Origin of the sequence: Pseudomonas sp. SGAir0191, from assembly GCF_002812565.2 — a bacterium.
GTDB lineage: Bacteria > Pseudomonadota > Gammaproteobacteria > Pseudomonadales > Pseudomonadaceae > Aquipseudomonas > Aquipseudomonas parafulva_B.
Genome location: NZ_CP025035.2, coordinates 3,589,346 through 3,608,029 on the forward strand (window position 1 = coordinate 3,589,346; position 18,684 = coordinate 3,608,029).

The 18,684-nt window shown below is 63.3% G+C and carries 15 protein-coding genes; 4 read left to right on the forward strand and 11 right to left on the reverse strand.

The features are described 5' to 3' along the window. Window positions 1–118 precede the first annotated feature (118 nt). From CWR53_RS16025 to CWR53_RS16045, 5 genes are all read right to left on the reverse strand, one after another. Window positions 119–1,951 carry an ABC transporter ATP-binding protein gene (locus CWR53_RS16025; RefSeq protein WP_100852034.1) on the reverse strand — a complete coding sequence of 611 codons (1,833 nt, stop codon included), beginning with the start codon at window positions 1,949–1,951 and terminating at the stop codon, window positions 119–121. After that, window positions 1,944–2,576, reverse strand: a complete 633-nt coding sequence (locus tag CWR53_RS16030) for a DsbA family protein (protein WP_100852035.1) — start codon at window positions 2,574–2,576, stop codon at window positions 1,944–1,946. Before CWR53_RS16030 ends, CWR53_RS16025 begins: the two co-directional genes overlap by 8 nt. A gap of 3 nt (window positions 2,577–2,579) precedes the next feature. Continuing rightward, a complete protein-coding gene (locus CWR53_RS16035; RefSeq protein WP_058605620.1) occupies window positions 2,580–3,512 on the reverse strand; it encodes a rhodanese-related sulfurtransferase in 933 nt (310 codons plus the stop codon). Between the two features lie 217 nt (window positions 3,513–3,729). After that, window positions 3,730–4,026, reverse strand: a complete 297-nt coding sequence (locus CWR53_RS16040; RefSeq protein ID WP_058605621.1) for a BolA family transcriptional regulator — start codon at window positions 4,024–4,026, stop codon at window positions 3,730–3,732. An 8-nt stretch (window positions 4,027–4,034) separates the two neighbouring features. Continuing rightward, window positions 4,035–4,559 carry a DUF2059 domain-containing protein gene (locus tag CWR53_RS16045; protein ID WP_058605622.1) on the reverse strand — a complete coding sequence of 175 codons (525 nt, stop codon included), beginning with the start codon at window positions 4,557–4,559 and terminating at the stop codon, window positions 4,035–4,037. Between the two features lie 154 nt (window positions 4,560–4,713). Between CWR53_RS16045 and CWR53_RS16050 the strand changes: the two genes are divergently transcribed. Further along, window positions 4,714–6,108 (forward strand): class II fumarate hydratase, encoded by a 1,395-nt coding sequence (locus tag CWR53_RS16050; RefSeq protein ID WP_058605623.1) that lies wholly within the window; start codon window positions 4,714–4,716, stop codon window positions 6,106–6,108. 133 nt (window positions 6,109–6,241) lie between these two features. On the opposite strand, the gene CWR53_RS16055 is transcribed toward CWR53_RS16050, so the two are convergent. Further along, the gene (locus tag CWR53_RS16055; protein ID WP_100852036.1) at window positions 6,242–7,204 is read right to left on the reverse strand and encodes a DMT family transporter; all 963 of its coding nucleotides are present in this window, start codon (window positions 7,202–7,204) and stop codon (window positions 6,242–6,244) included. A gap of 182 nt (window positions 7,205–7,386) precedes the next feature. After that, window positions 7,387–8,880: a polyphosphate:AMP phosphotransferase gene (gene pap, locus CWR53_RS16060; protein ID WP_100852037.1), complete on the reverse strand. Its 1,494-nt coding sequence runs from the start codon at window positions 8,878–8,880 to the stop codon at window positions 7,387–7,389. A gap of 130 nt (window positions 8,881–9,010) precedes the next feature. Between pap and mnmC the strand changes: the two genes are divergently transcribed. From mnmC to CWR53_RS16075, 3 genes are all read left to right on the forward strand, one after another. After that, entirely contained in the window at window positions 9,011–10,981 is a 1,971-nt protein-coding gene (gene mnmC / locus CWR53_RS16065) for a bifunctional tRNA (5-methylaminomethyl-2-thiouridine)(34)-methyltransferase MnmD/FAD-dependent 5-carboxymethylaminomethyl-2-thiouridine(34) oxidoreductase MnmC (RefSeq protein ID WP_100852038.1), read from the forward strand. 108 nt (window positions 10,982–11,089) lie between these two features. Continuing rightward, window positions 11,090–11,497, forward strand: a complete 408-nt coding sequence (locus CWR53_RS16070) for a DUF2946 family protein (protein ID WP_058605627.1) — start codon at window positions 11,090–11,092, stop codon at window positions 11,495–11,497. Window positions 11,498–11,573: 76 nt separating this feature from the next. Further along, complete coding sequence (locus CWR53_RS16075) at window positions 11,574–13,625, forward strand: TonB-dependent receptor (RefSeq protein WP_100852039.1); 2,052 nt, start codon at window positions 11,574–11,576, stop codon at window positions 13,623–13,625. Window positions 13,626–13,666: 41 nt separating this feature from the next. Here CWR53_RS16075 and CWR53_RS16080 read toward each other — a convergent pair whose 3' ends face one another. From CWR53_RS16080 to CWR53_RS16095, 4 genes are read right to left on the reverse strand one after another with little or no spacing between them, the layout of a single operon-like run. Continuing rightward, window positions 13,667–14,686, reverse strand: coding sequence for an iron ABC transporter permease (locus CWR53_RS16080; protein WP_100852040.1), 1,020 nt, complete (start codon window positions 14,684–14,686; stop codon window positions 13,667–13,669). After that, on the reverse strand, window positions 14,683–15,651 hold the full coding sequence (locus CWR53_RS16085; protein ID WP_100852041.1) for an ABC transporter substrate-binding protein: 969 nt from the start codon (window positions 15,649–15,651) through the stop codon (window positions 14,683–14,685). Before CWR53_RS16085 ends, CWR53_RS16080 begins: the two co-directional genes overlap by 4 nt. Continuing rightward, entirely contained in the window at window positions 15,648–16,433 is a 786-nt protein-coding gene (locus CWR53_RS16090; protein WP_100852042.1) for an ABC transporter ATP-binding protein, read from the reverse strand. The genes CWR53_RS16085 and CWR53_RS16090 overlap by 4 nt, the downstream gene beginning before the upstream one ends. Before the next feature lie 45 nt (window positions 16,434–16,478). After that, window positions 16,479–18,617 carry a TonB-dependent siderophore receptor gene (locus CWR53_RS16095; RefSeq protein WP_100852043.1) on the reverse strand — a complete coding sequence of 713 codons (2,139 nt, stop codon included), beginning with the start codon at window positions 18,615–18,617 and terminating at the stop codon, window positions 16,479–16,481. Window positions 18,618–18,684: the final 67 nt, after the last annotated feature.

Below are 18,684 nucleotides of genomic sequence, written 5' to 3' on the forward strand. Positions count from 1 at the left end.
CCGCGATGGGCCGCGCAGCGGCCCTAACGATCTTAAGTGAACCGCATTACGATACTCGGTGAGGTGGTGTTACAAGCAGCCCCGCCTGCCCGTCGTCTCCAGCCATTTCACACAGCCCTTAGATCTGCTGCAGGTGCCCATACAGTTTGGCGTACAACCCACCCTCGGCAATCAGCTGCTGATGGTCACCGTCCTCTGCCACATGACCGCCGTCGAACACCAGCACCCGGTCCGCCTGCTTCACCGCCGACAAGCGGTGGGCAATGATCAGTGTGGTGCGACCTTTGAGAAAACGCGCCAGCGCCTGGTGCAGGTTGTACTCGGTGGCAGCGTCCAGCGCAGAGGTGGCTTCGTCCAGGATGACCACCTTGGGCTCGGCCAGCACCATGCGTGCAATGGCCAGCCGTTGACGCTGGCCGCCGGACAGGTGTACACCCGAGCGCCCGACCACGCTGTCCAGCCCGTGAGGGAGCGCGGCGATGGTGGCGTCGAGCTGGGCGATCCGTAATGCCTGCCAACAGGCATCGTCGGTGCAGTCCCGGCCCATGGTCAGGTTGGCCCGCACGCTGTCGTTGAACAGCGACGGATGCTGCAACACCACCGCCACCTGCTCACGCAGGGTTTCCAGGCCGATTTCCTGCAGGGTGGCGCCACCGAAGCGAATGGTGCCTGCATCTGCGCTGTACAGCCCGAGCAGCAGCTGCACGAGCGTGCTCTTGCCGCCCCCGCTGGCGCCGACAATGGCCACCTTCTCACCGGGTGCGATGGCCAGGTTCAGGTTGTCCAGCACCGGTTCGTCGGCGTAGGCAAAGGACAGGTCCCGGACCTCGATGCCCACCGTGGCGTGCCCGGCGAAGGGGTCACTGGCCGCCGGGTACTGGGGCTCGTCGGCGCGTGCCAGCAGCTCATTGAGGCGATTGAGCGCACCGCCCGCGGCATAGTAGGCATATTGCAGGTTCAGCAACTGCTCGACCGGGCCGATCATGAACCAGAGGTAGCTGAAGACGGCAAGCATCTGACCGATCGACAGGTCCGAGAACAACACCGTCAACATGGCCGCTGCGCGGAAGATGTCGATGCCGAACTGGAACAGCAGCCCGCTGGCACGGCCGCTGGCGTCACTCTTCCACTGCGACTCCACGGCGTAGTCGCGCACCTCGCGGGCCTTGACGCCCAATCGACCGAGGAAATAGCCCTGGCGGTTGCTGGCGCGGACCTCCTGGATGGCATCGAGCGTTTCGGCCAGCGCCTGGGTGAAGCGTGCCGTGCTGTCGTTCTCGAGCTTCTTCAGGTGCTTGACCCGCTTGCCCAACTGCACCGTGAAGTAGATGACCAGCGGGTTGAACAACAGGATCAGCAGCGCCAGTTGCCAGTGCATCCACAGCAGGATGGCGGCCGTGCCGGTGAGGGTGAGCATGGCCACCAGAAAGCGACTTAGGGTCTCACCCACGAACTTGTCCAAGGTGTCCAGGTCGGTGACCAGATGCGTGGTGACCGTGCCGCTGCCCAGGTTCTCGTACTCTTTCAGGGAAATACGCTTGAGCCGTTCGATCAGGCGAATGCGTAGCCGGTAGACGATGTCCTTGGCCAAGCCGGCGAACAGCCTGGCCTGGATGACGTTGAACGCCAGTGCCGCCAGGCGCAGGCATAAGGTCAGGCATAACATCAGGCCGATATAGCCCGCTGCGACCTGCCAGCCAGACGGCAACAGCTGGTTCATCCACTTGAGCGCGGCATCGCCATGCCCAAGCAGCACTTCATCCACCAGCAGCGGCAGCAACAATGGAATCGGGACACTGCAACACGCTGCCAGCACGGCAATCAGGTTCGCCGTCCACAGCTGCTTTTTATGGTGCAGGGCAAGGCGACGGATTTCCGACCAGCTCAACCGGTCGGCCGAGCCCACCGGCTTAGACGGCGCCGGGTCGGGCGACCCGGGCACATCAAGCACTGGCGGCCTGCTGCAGCCAGCGGCCAAGCAACGGTTGCAGACGCTCAAGCGGCTGATAACCGTTGGTCAGCAAGGCCAGCTGACCATTGCGCTCAGCCAGCAAGGTCGGGAACCCTGCGATGCCCAAGCCCTGCGCCCAGGCGAAATCCGCCGCGGTCGCAGCGCGGGTTTCGACGCGGGTGAATACCTCGGCAAACAGCCCGCGCTCGAAACCCGCCTGCTCGGCCAGTTCCACCAGATGCGGGGCGGTGGTCACGTCATGAGCCCCTTCATAGAACGCAGACTGTATGGCTGCCAGCAGGGGCCAGAGGCGCTCGCCGTCCAGCTCGCGGGCCGCTACCAGTGCCCGGCAGGCCGGTTCAGTGTCGTAGACAAAGCCGTCGGGCATGGCGCCCTCGAACGTGAAAGGCTGCCCCGTTGTTTCGGCCACGGCCTGCCAATGCTCGAGAATGTACTTGCGGGTGGCGCCGTCCAGCGCGGCACTGCCACTGCGCAGCCCGCCGACTACCAGATGGGTCGGCACGCCCGCCTGATTTGCCTGATCGATCAGCTCACTGGCCACCGGGGCGAAGCCCCAGCACCATGAACACATCGGGTCCATCACGTAGATCAGGCGCGCAGACATGGATCAAGCCTCGGCTTTGTAGTTGTGGCCAATCGGGTGCGGCAGGTTGCGGGCCTTGGCCAGCTCGATCTGCTTCTGCCGGTCGATGGCGCTGCGGCGGGTCTTCTCGCTCAGCGAATCCCAGCAGTGCGGGCAGCTTACACCTGGCGAATAGTGCTCCGAGGTACGCTCCTGGGCATTGATCGGATGACGGCAGGCGTGGCACTGGTCGTATTCACCCTCGCTCAGGTCATGGCGAACCGTGACGCGGTTATCGAACACGAAGCAGTCGCCCTCCCACAGGCTTTGTTCCTCAGGTACCTCCTCGAAGTACTTCAGGATGCCACCCTTGAGATGATAGACCTCCTCGAACCCTTCACCGAGCATATAGCTGGACGCTTTTTCGCAACGAATGCCGCCGGTGCAGAACATGGCGACCTTCTTGTGGCGGGCTGGGTCGAAGTTGGCCTTGATGTAGTCGGGAAATTCGCGGAACGTCTCGGTCTTGGGGTCGATGGCCCCCTTGAACGTGCCGATGGCCACTTCGTAGTCGTTGCGCGTATCGACCAGCAGTACCTCGGGGTCGCTGATCAGCGCGTTCCAGTCCTTGGGCTCGACGTAGGTGCCCACCGCCTGGTTGGGATCGACCCCAGGCACGCCCAGGGTGACGATCTCTTTCTTGAGCTTGACCTTGGTACGGTAGAAGGGCTGCTCGTCGCAGTACGACTCCTTGTGGTCGATGTCCACCAGGCGCGGGTCGCTGCGCAGCCAGGCCAGCAGGCCGTCGATGCCTTCGCGGGTGGCTGACACGGTGCCGTTGATGCCTTCATGGGCCAAGAGCAAGGTACCTTTGACGTGGTTGTCGAGCATGGCCTTGAGCAGCGGCTCGCGCAGTTCGACGTAGTCTTGCAAGGTGACGAACTTGTACAGCGCCGCGACGACGATAGGGTGTGACATGAATCAGGTTCTCCAGGTGGTTGCCCTCGTAAGGGGCGGACCGGGCTACACAATGAACAAAGGGCCGCTGCACGCCCACCGCAGGCACGCCTGCCGCTTCAGGTGCCCGGTGCGTCAACGCAGTGGGTTTACCTGAAGCAGCTGGCGGACCTGCGATGGGCTGTGCAGCAGCCCCTTTTTGGGATGAAGCGGATTCTACCAGAACAACAGCAAGGTTTCAGTGCCCGCCGCCGGCGCATACAGGCGATGCCGGCGCACTGCCGACCTGCGCCCACTCATCGCCGGTATAGGTGTGAATGGCCAGCGCATGAATCTGGCTCATCAGCTCACCCATGGTCGCGTACACCTTCTGGTGCCGCTTGACGCTGTTCAGGCCTGCGAACACATCGCTCACGATCACCGCCTTGTAGTGGGTCTGCTGACCACGGCTGTGCATGTGGCTTTCATCGAGCACCTGCAGGTGCTGAGGCGTCAGGCTTGCCAGTTGCTGTTCGATACGCTGTTGCATGTTCATGGCCGTGCTCACTTCTTGGCTGGCGCGGCTGCCTTGCCATAGTTGGGGTCCAGCTGCTTGGTCATGTCTTCAAGCAGCTTGTTGACCACCGGCACCGCAGGTTCGAGGGTCTGCTGGGTCAGCTGAGCCGATTGCTGGGTGACCTTGGGCATCTCGCGCAGCACCTTGCGGCCAAGGGGCGACTCGTAGAACTTGACCAGGTCCTTGAGTTCTTGCTCGGTAAAGGTCTGGGTGTACAGGTCGACCATCTTGGGCTTGAGCTTGTTCCAGCCGATGGCGTTGTCCAGCGCGGCGTTGGCCTTGGCCTGGTAGCTTTCCAGTACGGGCTGCTTGGAGGCAGGCGCCTTGGTCTGGGCGAAGCGCTGGGCAAACATCTGCTGCACTTGCATGTACACCGGCGTGCCCAGTTTGTCGGCATTGGCCAGGGTCAGGAATTTCTCGGCAGCGGCGTTGTGGCTGGCGGTGGCGGCCAGGACCTGGCCACTGGCGCAAGCCAGGGCGACTGCAGCACAGAGGACGCGAAGACGGGTCATTGCATTTCCTTCAGGAGGGGGGAGGCGGTACCTCAGAGCGAGCATTCTGCGCCCGCCAGGGCGAGCTGCTCAAGTAGCACGACAGGCGATTGAACCGCCAGGTCGCATGAGGGCCTAAACTGCTGATTCTGACTGACAAGGGAGTGAATGCAGCATGAGCCGTATCGAAACAGACAGCCTTGGGCCGGTCGAAGTTCCTGAGCACGCCTACTGGGGCGCCCAGACCCAGCGCTCGTTGATCAACTTCGCCATCGGCCAGCAACGCATGCCGCTCGCCGTGCTGCATGCCCTGGCCCTGATCAAGAAAGCCGCTGCCCGCGTCAACGACCGCAACGGCGCCCTGCCCGCCGACATTGCCCGGCTGATCGAGCAGGCCGCCGACGAGGTCCTCGACGGCAAGCATGACGATCAATTCCCACTGGTAGTCTGGCAGACCGGCAGTGGCACGCAGAGCAACATGAACGTCAACGAGGTGATCGCAGGTCGCGCCAACGAACTGGCCGGCCAGGTGCGCGGCGGCAAGTCGCCGGTGCACCCCAACGATCACGTCAACCGCTCCCAGAGTTCCAACGACTGCTTCCCCACCGCCATGCACATCGCAGCCGCCCAGGCCGTGCACGAGCAACTGCTGCCGGCCATCGCCGAGCTGTCCTCGGGCCTGGCCGAGCTGTCGGCCCGGCACCATCGCCTGGTCAAGACCGGGCGTACGCACATGATGGATGCCACGCCGATCACCTTCGGCCAGGAAGTTTCGGCATTCGTGGCGCAGCTCGATTATGCCCAGCGCGCCATCCGCGCCAGCCTGCCGGCGGTGTATGAGCTGGCCCAGGGCGGCACGGCGGTGGGCACGGGCCTCAATGCGCCCCAGGGCTTCGCCGAAGCCATCGCTGCCGAGCTGGCTGCCCTGTCCGGGCTACCCTTCGTGACCGCGCCCAACAAGTTTGCAGCGCTGGCCGGGCACGAGCCGCTGACCAGCCTGGCTGGGGGGCTGAAAACCCTGGCGGTGGCCTTGATGAAGATCGCCAATGACCTGCGCCTGCTCGGGTCAGGCCCCCGTGCGGGATTGGCCGAGGTGCGCTTGCCCGCCAACGAGCCCGGCAGCTCGATCATGCCCGGCAAGGTCAACCCAACCCAGTGCGAGGCGCTGTCGATGCTGGCCTGCCAGGTGCTGGGCAACGACACCACCATCGGCTTTGCCGCCAGCCAGGGGCATCTGCAGCTGAACGTGTTCAAGCCGGTGATCATCCACAACCTGCTGCAGTCCATCGAATTGTTGGCAGACGGTTGCCGCAACTTCCAGGAGCATTGCGTGGCGGGCATCGAGCCAGATGCCGAGCAGATGGCCGCACACCTGGAGCGGGGGCTGATGCTGGTGACGGCACTGAACCCGCATATCGGGTACGACAAGGCTGCCGAGATTGCCAAGAAAGCCTATGGTGAGGGCAAGACCCTGCGTGAGGCAGCGCTTGAGCTGGACTACCTGACCAACGAGCAGTTCGATGAGTGGGTAAAGCCTGAAAACATGCTGGCGCCGGGTGGCAAGGGTTGAGGTGTTGGGGGGCTGCCTGCGTGGCCCCTTTTTTTGGCAACGCCAAGAAGGCTTGCGCATTTGATGTGCAAGCAACTGCGTTGCACCGCATCTGGGCCAGCTAAGTGTTACCCGCCCCCAACACCTAGGACACCTAGGACACTTGCGCCAGCCGGGCACGACGTGCCCGCCATCCCGCCACCAGCGAAGGCCCGAGCGCTACCAGCGCAGAGCCTGCCACCACGACCACGGCCCCTACATACCCCAACAGGTTGATCTGCTCGGCCTGCACATAATCAGGCCACGCCAGCGCAGCCAGTGCCACCGCCACGAACGTCACCAATGGCGTCAATGCCAGCGTCGCACTGACCCGGGAAGCCTCCCAATGCCCCAGGGCTTCGGCAAAGGCGCCATAGGCCACCAGCGTATTCAGGCAGCACGCCAGCAGCAGCCAGCCCTGTACGGGGCTCAGTTGCAAGACCTCCAGCGGCTGCACCCAAGGCGTCAGCAGCGCTGCGCAGCACAGGTAGATCACCATCATCACCTGCTGCGAATTCCACACCGTCAGCAACTGCTTCTGGCTCAAGGCGTAGAACACCCAGATACTGGTGGCCAGCACAATGGTGAGCACACCGGTGGTGTAGGCGCCAAGGGAGGTCAACAGCTCCTCCAGGCGCTGGTTGAAGAACAGCCCGAAGCCTGCCAGCAGGATCAACAGCCCCACCCCCTGCCCTACGCTGAATCGCTCGCGAAACACGAACACGCTGGCCACCAGCAGCAGCACCGGCCCCAGTTGCACCACCAGCTGCGCGGTACCAGGGCTGAGCAACTTCAAGCCGATCAGGTACAGCACGTAATTGCCCATCAAGCCCAACACCGCCACCCCAACCAGGCCCCTGCCCTTGGGCGTGAGCCGGCCGAACGACGGCAGGCGGCGGTTGGCCGTCAGCCAGGCGCACAGCAACCCACCGGACACCAGCAGGCGATACCAGGTCACCGTCAACGGGTCCATCACCTGCAACACCTGCTTGAGCTTGATCGGCAGGATGCCCCACAGCAATGCCGTCAGCAGGGCAAGCAGCAGGCCGTGAACCCAACGGCCGGAGGTGGTGTGCATGGTGTCCTCGATCAGATCCGTGGTGGGGGTGGCTGAATTCTACGGGGTTGCGCAGGTAAGCTGAGCAGCCCTGCCGGGAAAAGAATTCATCACGTCATTCTGTGGGGGCATGATGCGGGCAACACACCGGATCGCGGCTGTGCTGCCCAAGCCCACATTCATGTCAGGTGTACGAGCCCGGCCTACTTCTTGTGCTTGGCGAACGCCGCTTCCAGTGCTTCGTTGATGGTGCGCAGAACCTTGACCCGTGCCCAGCGCTTGTCGTTGGCTTCAACCAGCGTCCAGGGCGCGATCTCGCTGCTGGTGCGGTCGACCATATCGCCCACGGCCTGGCTGTAGTCGTCCCATTTGTCGCGGTTGCGCCAGTCGTCCTCGGTGATCTTGTAGCGCTTGAACGGGGTTTGCTCACGCTCCTCGAAGCGCTCGAGCTGGGTCTGCTGGTCGATGGCCAGCCAGAACTTGACCACCACTACGCCCGCATTCACCAGTTGCTCTTCGAAGTCGTTGATTTCGCCATAGGCGCGCATCCAGTCGACAGGGCTGCAGAACCCTTCGACCCGTTCCACCAGCACCCGGCCATACCAGGAACGGTCGAAGATGGTGAACTTGCCACGCGCGGGAATGTGCCGCCAGAAACGCCATAAGTAAGGCTGCCCGCGTTCTTCTTCGGTAGGCGCGGCAATGGGCACGATCCGGTACTGACGCGGATCCAGGGCAGCGGCCACGCGCCGGATCGCACCGCCCTTGCCGGCCGCATCATTACCTTCGAAGGCCGCTACCAAGGCATGACGGCGCATGTGCTTGTGACGCAGCAAACCGGCCAGGCGCGCCTGCTCGGTGACCAGTTGCTCCTGATAGTCCGCCTTGTCCAGACGCAAGCTCAGATCCAAGGCACCCAGCAGGCTACGCTGGTCGATGCTGCGTCCAAGCGGCGCGACATTGCCCACGTGCTTGCCCTTGGGGTTATTGGCCAGGGCCGCCTGCAAGCTGTCGAGCAGGATGCGCCCGACGGCCAGGCTGCGGTAATTGGGGTCAACTCCCTCGACGATGTGCCAAGGTGCGTAATCGCGGCTGGTGCGGCGCAACACACGTTCCCCGAAGCGCACGAAGCGGTCGTAGGTGTGTGACTGCTGCCAATCCAGCGGGCTGATCTTCCAGCTGTGCAAGGGGTCGTCCTTGAGGGATTTGAGCCGCGCCTTCATCTGCTTCTTGGAAAGGTGAAACCAGAACTTGATGATCAACGCGCCTTCATCGCACAGCATCTGTTCCAGGCGTTCGGCACCGTTGATGGCCTGGTCCAGGACCGCGTCCTTCAACACCCCATGCACGCGCCCCTGCAGCATCTGGCTGTACCAGTTGCCGAAAAACACCCCCATGCGCCCTTTGGGCGGCAAGGCGCGCCAGTAACGCCAGGCCGGTGGACGCGCCAGTTCCTCGTCGGTCTGCTGATCGAAGGTGAGCACATCGATCATGCGCGGGTCCATCCACTCGTTGAGCAGCTTGACCGTCTCTCCCTTGCCGGCCCCCTCCACGCCGTTGATCAGCACAATGACCGGAAAACGCGCTTGCTGCTTGAGCTCATACTGGGCCTCGAGCAGTGCCTGACGCAGGGCGGGTACCTCGGCGTCGTAGGTTTGCTTGTCGATGCTGTGACCAATTTCGGCAGATTCGAACATGCACGGGCTCCTTCAATGGATAGACAAGACTAGCGCAAAAGCCCACCTGGGTTGGGAGCTCGGGCTGCAAGAAAGCCCCAGTCATGCGACTATCGCCACTTCTTCAGTCGCTTGTCGCTGTGCACCTGCCATGACCGTAACTCCCCCGCTCCAGCACGCCCAGATCGACTGGGACGAACAGGGCCGCCCTCATTCGCGGCATTACGATGACGTGTACTTCGCCGTCAATGAAGGCATCGATGAAACCCGCCATGTGTTTCTCGGACAAACCCGCCTGGCTGAACGTTTCACTGCAATGGCGCCTGAGGCCTGCATGGTCATCGGCGAGACGGGCTTTGGCACCGGCATGAATTTCTACTGCGCCTGGCAACTGTTCGCGCAACACGCCCACGCAGATGCCCGGCTTCACTTCGTCAGCGTCGAGAAATTCCCCCTGGCCCGCGATGACCTGGCCCGTGCCATCAGTCTGTGGCCGGAGCTGGCCGCCTACAGCCAGCCTTTGCTGGCCCAATACGTGGCGGTGCATCCGGGGTATCAGCAATTCACCTTCGAAGGTGGACGCGTCACCCTCACCATGCTGATCGGTGATGTGCTCGAGCAATTGCCGGAGCTCGACGCCCAGGTCGACGTCTGGTTCCTCGATGGCTTTGCCCCTGCCAAGAACCCCGACATGTGGACCCCGGCACTGTTCGCGCAACTGGCGCGGCTGTCCCACCCCGGTACCGTGCTGGGTACGTTCACCACCACCGGCTGGGTACGCCGCAGCCTCGTGGAGGCGGGTTTTGCCATGAAGAAGGTGCCTGGCATCGGCAAGAAGTGGGAAGTGATGAGCGGGGTGTATGTGGGCCCGACCCCTGCCCCTACAGCGCCCTGGTATGCCCGCCCGCCGGCAGGTGATGGGCCGCGACAGGCCGTGGTGGTGGGTGCCGGGCTGGCCGGCAGCTGCACGGCGGCAAGCCTGGCCCGACGCGGCTGGCAGGTCACGGTACTGGAGCGGCATGGGTCAGCGGCGCAGGAAGCGTCCGGCAACCCGCAGGGGGTGCTGTACCTCAAGCTATCGGCGCACGGCACGGCGTTGTCCCGGATGATTCTCGCCGGTTTCGGTTACACCCGCCGTCAGCTTGAGCACCTTCAGCGCGGCGAGGACTGGGACGCCTGCGGCGTCCTGCAACTGGCCTTCGACGACAAGGAAGCGGCGCGCCAGGGCAAGCTGGTGCAGGCCTTCGGCCCCGGTCTTGTGCACGCATTGACCCAGGAGCAGGCCCAGGCCACCGCCGGCATCACCCTACCGGCAGGCGGGCTGTTCTATCCCGAAGGCGGTTGGGTGCATCCGCCCGCCCTGTGCCGCCAGCAGCTTGAGCATCCCAACATCCGCCTGGTCACGCACCAGGAGGTGCTGTCGCTGCACAAAGTCGCGGGGCGGTGGCAGGCCTGGGCCGGTGACCAGTTGCAGGCCGACGCGCCGGTGATGATCCTGGCCAGTGCTGCCGAGGTCAAACGGTTCGAACCGTGCGCCGGCTTGCCGCTCAAGCGTATTCGTGGCCAGGTCACCCGACTGCCCGCAACACCCCAAAGCCGGGCGCTGGGCACCGTGGTGTGCGCGCAAGGCTATGTGGCGCCCGCGCGATGCGGCGAGCACACCCTGGGCGCCAGCTTCGATTTCCACAGCACTGACCTGACCCCCACGGCGGCCGAACACGAGGGCAACCTGGCGCTGCTGGACGAAATTTCCCCTGACCTGTCCCACCGTCTTGGCGCGGCGGGGTTCGATGCGCAGGCGCTCGAAGGCCGCGCCGCTTTCCGCTGCACCAGCCCGGACTACCTGCCTATTGTCGGGCCTTTGGCCGACGACCACGCTTTTGCCCAGGCCTATGCAGCGCTTGCCCGGGACGCGCGACAAGTACCGCAGGTGGCGTGCCCTTGGCTTGAGGGCCTGTACGTCAATAGCGGCCACGGCTCGCGAGGCCTGATCACGGCGCCGCTCAGCGCAGAACTGGTGGCGGCCTGGGTCTGCGGCGAACCGCTGCCGGTACCGCGAACGGTCGCCGAAGCCTGCCACCCCAACCGCTTTGCACTGCGGCGCCTGATTCGCGGCAAATAACAGGTGCCTCGCCCAGGCGGGCGCCCTGCGACAATAGGGCGCAGCAGCGACATTTCATACCTGATCGCGAATGAGGCTTAATACGGGCCTTGATCGCCTGGGGGTCAGATGACCGTACGTGCACGCTCACTTGTGTGTTTGCTTGCAGGCATTGCCGTGCTGTTCAACCTGCTGGCGATGCCGCTCGATCGTGCCTTGCAATCCCCCAGCATCGACAGCCAATCGCTGATTCTGGGAAGCTTTTGCAGCCTGCACGGTGCGCAGAGCTTGCCCAAGTCACTGCTGGCCCAGCTCAAGGCCGACCTGCCGCAACTGGACGATCAGCCGCCAATCAAGCATCAGGCGGGTGACTGCTGCTGTGGCCATGCCGGGCATGCCTTGCTGGCCAGCGACTACTGTCGCCACCTGTTCCCCCGCTACTGGCCCGACGCACTGCTGCTCGGTGACAGCCACAAGCTGCCGTTGCCGCGTGAACAGTGGCCCAAGCTCAACCCCCGCGCCTCTCCCCTGGCCTGACCCGTCGTTGCTTACCCATTGCTGCCCCGCGACATGCGGTGCGCAGCGCTGCTCGACTGTCTTCAGGAAACACTTCATGTCTGCGTTTCGTCATACCGCACGCGCCGTCCTGCCCGTGCTCGCTGTTTACAGCCTCAGCCCTTTGTCATCGGCAGTTGCCGAAACACGCTCTGCCGAGAACTCGACGCTAACCCTCGGTGCGGTCAGCGTGACCAGCACCGAAAGCGGCCCGCTGGCCACCAGCAGCGTGCTCAGTTCGGTGGATATTCTAGGCGGTGATATCCTCGAAAAATTGCCAGTCGCCTACAGCTGGGAGCTGTTGCGCCGGGCACCGGGGGTGATGCTCACCGAGTTCAACCAAGGCACCACCTCGGGCAAACTGTCGTTTCGCGGCTTCAATGGCGAAGGCGAAGTGAATGCTGTCAAGTTGCTGATCGATGGCATCCCCAGCAACACCAATGACGGCAACATGCCCTTCATCGACGCGGTGTTCCCCCTGGACATCGACAGCATCGAAGTGGTGCGCGGCACCAGCGACCCGCGCTATGGGCTAAACAACATTGCCGGCAACGTCAACATCAACACCCGCACCGGCGGCAACTACAACAAAGCGCGCCTGCGCTACGGCAGCTTCAACACCCGCGAAGTGCAACTGGCCAAGGGCATCGAGACCGGCAATTGGACGCAGAATTACTTCTTCGCCCGTCAGCAGGTCGACGGTTACCGCGACCATGCCGACACCGAACGGTACAGTTTCGGCGGCAAGTGGTTCTATACCCATGACGATGGCAGCTACCGCCTTGGTCTGATCGCGCGTCACTACGAGTCCGAAGCCCAGGAAGCGGGATACTTGACCAAGGACGACGCCCGCCATCATCCGCGCATGACCAATGACTACAACGCCACGGACAAAGGCACGCGGCGAATGAACCAGGTCAGCGTGCACTTGGACACTGACCTGGCCGAGACCCTGTCCTGGTCGGCCAAGACCTACCTCAACACCTATGACGACCGTCGCTGGACCCAGTACTGGCGCAGCAGCTCACAGCAGGAGCGCGATACCTTTGAGGATCAGTACGGTGCCCTTACTTCGCTGACCTGGCGACCACACGTGCACTGGCTGAACGCCTTTGCGCTGGAAGGTGGCAGCGATGTGCAAAAGCAGCAGAACCGCAGCGAGCGCTATCGCACGGTGGGACGGGTGCGTCAGGCCCAGACCCGTGACCAGGACTTCGACTTCAACACAGTCGGTGCCTACGTACAGGCAGAGATCGAGCCATTGGAGTCGCTCAAGATCGTGCCGGCCTACCGGGTGGACAAGATCAGTGGTGACTTCACCAACAAGATGACCGGACAGGGCTACGACATCAACGACTACGGGCTGATCAAGCAGCCCAAGCTCAGCATTGTCTATTCGCCATGGAAGCTTGCCAGCGTTTACGCCAACTGGGGTCGCACCTTCCAGGTCGGTACCGGTGCGGCCGCGTACAAGGTGCCGCCGCGCAACGAGGACCTGTCCCCTTCGATCAATCAAGGCTGGGAAACCGGCGTCAAGTTCACCCCGGCCAGCTGGGTCGATGGCCGTGTGGCCTATTGGCGCCAGGACGCCTCTGGCGAAGTGAGCCGGCGCCTGAACGACCCGAGTGGGGAGTCGGACAATGTCGGTGAGACACGGCGCTGGGGCTACGACCTGCAGGTCAACCTGCACCCGGATGAACGCACCGAGGTATGGATGTCGTACTCCTGGCAGTACTCCAAGATCCTTGAGCCCAGCAGCGCATTACCAGGTAGCAAGGGCCAGGAAATCGATCACGTGCCACATCACCTGTGGAATACCGGCATCAGCTACCAGGCTACTCCAAAGCTGCAGCTCACTGCCTGGGCGAACGGGCAGAGCAACTACTACCTGGAGCGGGAGAACACCCAAGGTACCTATGGCGGCTACGTGCTGATGAACCTCGGGGCGACGTACAAACTCAGCGAAACCATAAGCGCGGACCTGCAGTTGAAGAACCTGACCAACCGTTACTACGAGTACGTCTGGTACGACCCAGATGGAGCAGATGCGTCACTGCACTCACCCGGCGACGGCCGTGCGCTGTATGCAGGGCTCACCCTGGACTTCTGATGCCGGGCACGGCAAGCACCCCAGGGTGGCTTGCCGTGTCGTCACCGCTTGAGCAACAGCATGAAGAACACCCCGCCCAGCGCTGCGGTAGCAATGCCGATCGGCAGGTCTTGCGGCGCGATGAGGGTGCGGGCGGCCACATCCACCCAAACCAGAAACACCCCACCCAGCAGCGCACTGACCGGCAACAACCGCCGATTGTCCGCCCCTACCAGCAGGCGCGCTACATGGGGCACCATAAGGCCCACGAAACCGATGGCGCCCGACAGCGAAACCAGCACCCCGGTCAACAAAGAGGTGCAGATGAACACCTCAAGCCGCAGGCGCCGGCCACAGAAGCCCAAGCTGATCGCGGTCTGCTCGCCACTCATCAATGCATTCAGGCCGCGCCCCATCACCTGTAGCGCACACAGCCCAAGCAGCACGCACAGTGCCGGCAACCAGATGACCTCCCAGCGGGCAGCCCCCAGCCCACCCAGCATCCAGAACACCACCGAAGCCGCCGCGTGCTGGTCACCGGTATAGAGCAGCAGGTTGACCACGGCCATCAGCACGAAGGACACCGCCACCCCCGCCAACAGCAAGCGATCGCTTTCCAGGCGCCCGCCGCGGCGCGCCACGCCGATCACCAGCAGCATGCTCCCTGTCGCCCCCACGAACGCAGCCAGCGGCAGGCTGAGTACACCGACAAAGTCCCCGACATACAGCATCACCAGCACCGCACCTAGCGCAGCGCCGGCGCTGACACCCAGCAGATGCGGGTCTGCCAATGGGTTTCGGGTCACGGACTGCAGGGCCGTACCCACCAGGGCAAGCCCTGCCCCAACCAGTGCGCCCAACAGTACACGCGGGGCACGGATGAGCCAGACGATGTGCGTCTGGCTCTTGCTGAGCGCAGGCCCCCAGTCGATGCCTATCTGTTGCGCGACGATCCCGATGACGTGGGTCAAGGGCACCGATGCCGGGCCAAATGCCAGCGACACGACCAAAGACGCCACCAACAGGATGACCAGCACCACGGTCAGCCAGCCATAACACGCCGGGCTGCGCGCCAAGGTCATGGTGCCCCCGCTGCGAACAGCTCGGGATGCAAGGCGCGGGCGATTTTCTCCACGGCTTCGACGTTCTCCACCGAGGGGGTGACCTGCAGGTAGGTCAGTGGCACGAAGCGCTGCTCGCGGATGGCCCGCAAGTCTTTCAACGCAGGCTGGTGCAACAGAAAATCACGTTTCTGCTGCCAGGTCCTGGGTCCGTAGTCGACGATCAGGATCACGTCAGGGTCGCGCTCTACCACGCTTTCCCAATTCACCTGGGTCCAGCTGGCGGCCACGTCGTCCATCACGTTCACACCACCGGCTGCGTCGATCAGTGCCTGCGGCATGCCCAGGCGCCCCGATGTCAGCGGGCGATCTTCGCCGCTGTCGTACAAGAAGACCCGTGGTCGGTGTTGCGCCTGCCCTGCCCACGCTTGCACCCCGGCGATCCGCTGGCGCATCTGCCCGATCAGCGCTTGGGCCTGGCGCTGGTGATCGAACATGCGCCCCAGGTTATCCAGGTCGCGATAGACATCATCGAAGCTCGCACGTTGGCCGGACATGACCCAAGCGCAGGACTCGCTCAACTCGTAGACCGGCACTCCAAAGGGCGCAAGCGTCGCGGGGGTGACCGCCCCTCCCACGTGCATGCCATAGTTCCAGCCGGCGAAGAACAGGTCGGCATCGACCGCCAGCAGCGTTTCAATGGAAGGATAACGGCTTGCCAGCTGTGGCACGCCCTCCAGTGCAGCGTCGATCCATGGGTCACGGTGTTTACTGCGGGTGAACCCTGTGTAGCCGATGATGCTGTCTCGCAGCCCCAGGTGCAGCAGCATGGCGGTCATGTTCACATCGTGCACCACCACCCGTTGGGGGGCCTTGCTGAACGTCACCAGGCGCTCGCAACTGCGCACGTTCAGCGGGTACTCGCTGGCCGTGGCAGGCAGCGCCAGCAGCAGCGTTATCAGGGCGATCAGAAAGCGAGCGTTCATGGTCGGGTTATCCAGGTAATGCGTGGGTAAGGGTGCAGCGGATGAAGGTCGACCAGCGCCTGGACACCAAACACCTCCTGGATCAGTTCGCAGGTCAGCACCTGCTGGGGCGTGCCGCTGACAAGGATGCGGCCAGCGTCGATGACGTACAGCCGGTCACAGAATGCCGCAGCCAGGTTGAGGTCGTGGAAGCTGGCCAGGGTGCTCAGCCCCAGGCTGCGCAAATGCTGCAGAAGCCCAAGTTGGTAACGCGGGTCGAGGTGGTTGGTCGGCTCGTCGAGAATCAGCAGCTCAGGGGCTTGCACCAGTGCCCGGGCCAGCAGCACGCGCTGCTTCTCGCCTCCGGATAGCGAAGCGAACGTACGCTCGGCATGACCTGCCAGCCCAACCAGCACAAGCGTATGAGCGACCCTTTGCCGGTCCTCGGGCGTGTCGCCATCAAACAGGGCCTTGTGCGGCGTGCGCCCCATGCTCACCACCTCGGCAACGCTCAATCCGAATTCGCCAGGAAACTCCTGGAGCACCACCGCGATACGCTGCGCACACCAGCGCGGGCTGCGTTGCCAGATATCGACACCGCTCACGCTGACCCTGCCTGCAGTGGGTTGCGTGGCGCGATAGGCGCAACGTAGCAGGCTGGTCTTGCCACTGCCGTTGGGGCCGACAAGCCCTACGCACTCACCGTCGTCCACATGCAGGTCCACGCCTTGCAGGATCTGGCGCACCCTGCGCCCCGCCTCGGGCACTGCCCAGTGCAGGCCTTCGATACTCAGTCGAGTCATCGGATTCACTCCAGCAAGCACCGGCCCGCAGGCCGGTGGGACGGATCAGAAACGGTAATCGGCCGTGACGAAGAAAGACCGTGGTTCACCCAGGTACCACTGCCGGCCGTTATTTTCGGTGGTGGTGGCGTACTGACGATCGAACAGGTTGTTGAGCTGCAGGCCCAAGGTCAGGTCCGGCTGCACGTGCCAGTCAACGTTGGCGTCGACCACGGTGTAGCTCGGTACCTGCACGGTATTGGCATTGTCCCCATAGCGGCTGTCGACATACCGCGCTCCAGCCCCGGCACTGAACAACCGACCAAAGTCTTTGCTCAACCACAGGTTGGCCGACCGCCGTGGCACATCGATCGGCCGGTTGCCGCTGTAGTCGCTGTTGCCACTGGCAAATTCGTCGTACTCGGCGCGGACCCAGGCGGCGTTGGCCGAAAGCTGCACACCGTAGGGCAGGCGCAACGCCAGGGTGGCCTCGATGCCGTCCGAAGATTGCTGGCCGACCTGTTGCTGGACGGTGGGGTTGAGTGGATCGGTACTCAGGAGTTTCTTCTTGACGATGTGGTACGCCGCCAGTGTCCACTCGCCACGGCCTTCAGGCAGCATCTGCTTTACACCGACCTCGGTCTGTTTGGCGGTACTCAGGTCCCAGCTTTGTTGCGCTGCACTGAGCGTCAGCAAGTTGCTCACACCTTCGGTGCTGGTGGCGTACTGACCATAGAGCGAGAGGTCCTCGGTCAGCGCGAACACCAGGCCCGCCCGCCAGTTGTCGCCACTCAGACTGCGATCGGTGCGGGTATCGGTGTCCAGATCGTCACGGTTCAGGTGCACCTGGTCATGCCGCACACCGGTGATCAACGACAGGCGCTGGGTCAGTTGCGTGCGGTTTTCGGTGAACAGGGAGAATTGCCGGGCCTGGTTCGCTTCGCGCGAGCGGTAGGGGTCGGTGCTGATGTAATCGCCGCCGCCCGAGCCCCATAGCGGCACGGTATCTGTGTAGGTGTTGCCAAAATCATGCTTGCGCACGAAGCGGATCGCGTTGTAGTCCGCGCCAACCACGGTCTGGCTGTCCAGGCCGAACAGGGTGTGCTGCAGGGTGAACGATTGGCGATCCCCAATCTGTTCCTGGGTCTGCTTGATGCTGATGAAATTGCTGCGCTGCACCTGGTCGCCCGGCAGCCAAGTGTAGCTTTCGGCATTTCGCCACCGGCGCTGGGCCTTGAGGAAATACAGCTGGTTATTGACGGTGAGGTTGTCGGTGATCACCCAGTCCGTGACCAATCGAGTGGACTGATCGTTGTAATGCACCTCGGCGTCGGCCACGTTGTAGTTGTGGTCACGAAGCGATTCACGGTAATGCCCATTGACCAGCGGCGTACCGAAATACTGTTGCGGGTCCTGGTCACCGTAGTCATGGCTGAGGGTGACGCTGAACTCGTCGCTCGGCTGCCAGCGCAATGAACCGCTGACAGCAACGCTGGCTGACTCACCACGGTCGACCCAGCCATTGCTGTCCAACTTGTTGAGGTTCAGGCGATAACTCAGGGTATCGGTCAGCGAACCGCCGCTGTCCAATGCCAACTGCCGACGATCATTGGAACCGTAGCCCAGGCGAACCTGGTTGCGAACCTCGCCGTCGAAGGGCTTTTTCGGCACCACGTTGATCACCGCACCGGTGGCGCCCTCTCCGTACAACACCGAAGCCGGGCCGCGCAGCACGTCGATGCGTTCTACTGACCAGGTGTTTACGGGAAACGTGACAGTGCCGGCGCCCACGTACAGGCGGGTGCCGTCATACAGTTGCATGGTCGAACTGTGCCCGGTGAAGCCACGGGCCGAAAGCGCAGTGCCGCCGTTGCCAGGCGTGCCGACGAAAGTGATGCCGGGGGTGCGGGTCACCGCGTCCTGCACCGTGGCGTTGTTGCGCCCGAGAATTTGCTCGGCGCTGATGCTGGTGACGCTGGCTGGCGTTTCCAAGGGCGTGAGGTTCAGGCGCGAACCGCTGGTACCAGGGGTGAGCAGGTCCACGGGAGGGTTCTGCTCGGCAGTGCCGGTGATGGCTGTGGCGGGCAATGCCAGCGCATGGACATCTTCGGCTGCCTGAATCGGGACGGCCATGCACACACAGGGCACCAGGCTCGCACCTAGCAACGCCCCTTGAGGGGTAAGAAAAACACAATAGCGGGACATATCTTTCCACTTGCAGGAGGAATGAAAGAATCCCGGAGGGAACAACGCATGGGGAACACGCAGGCGC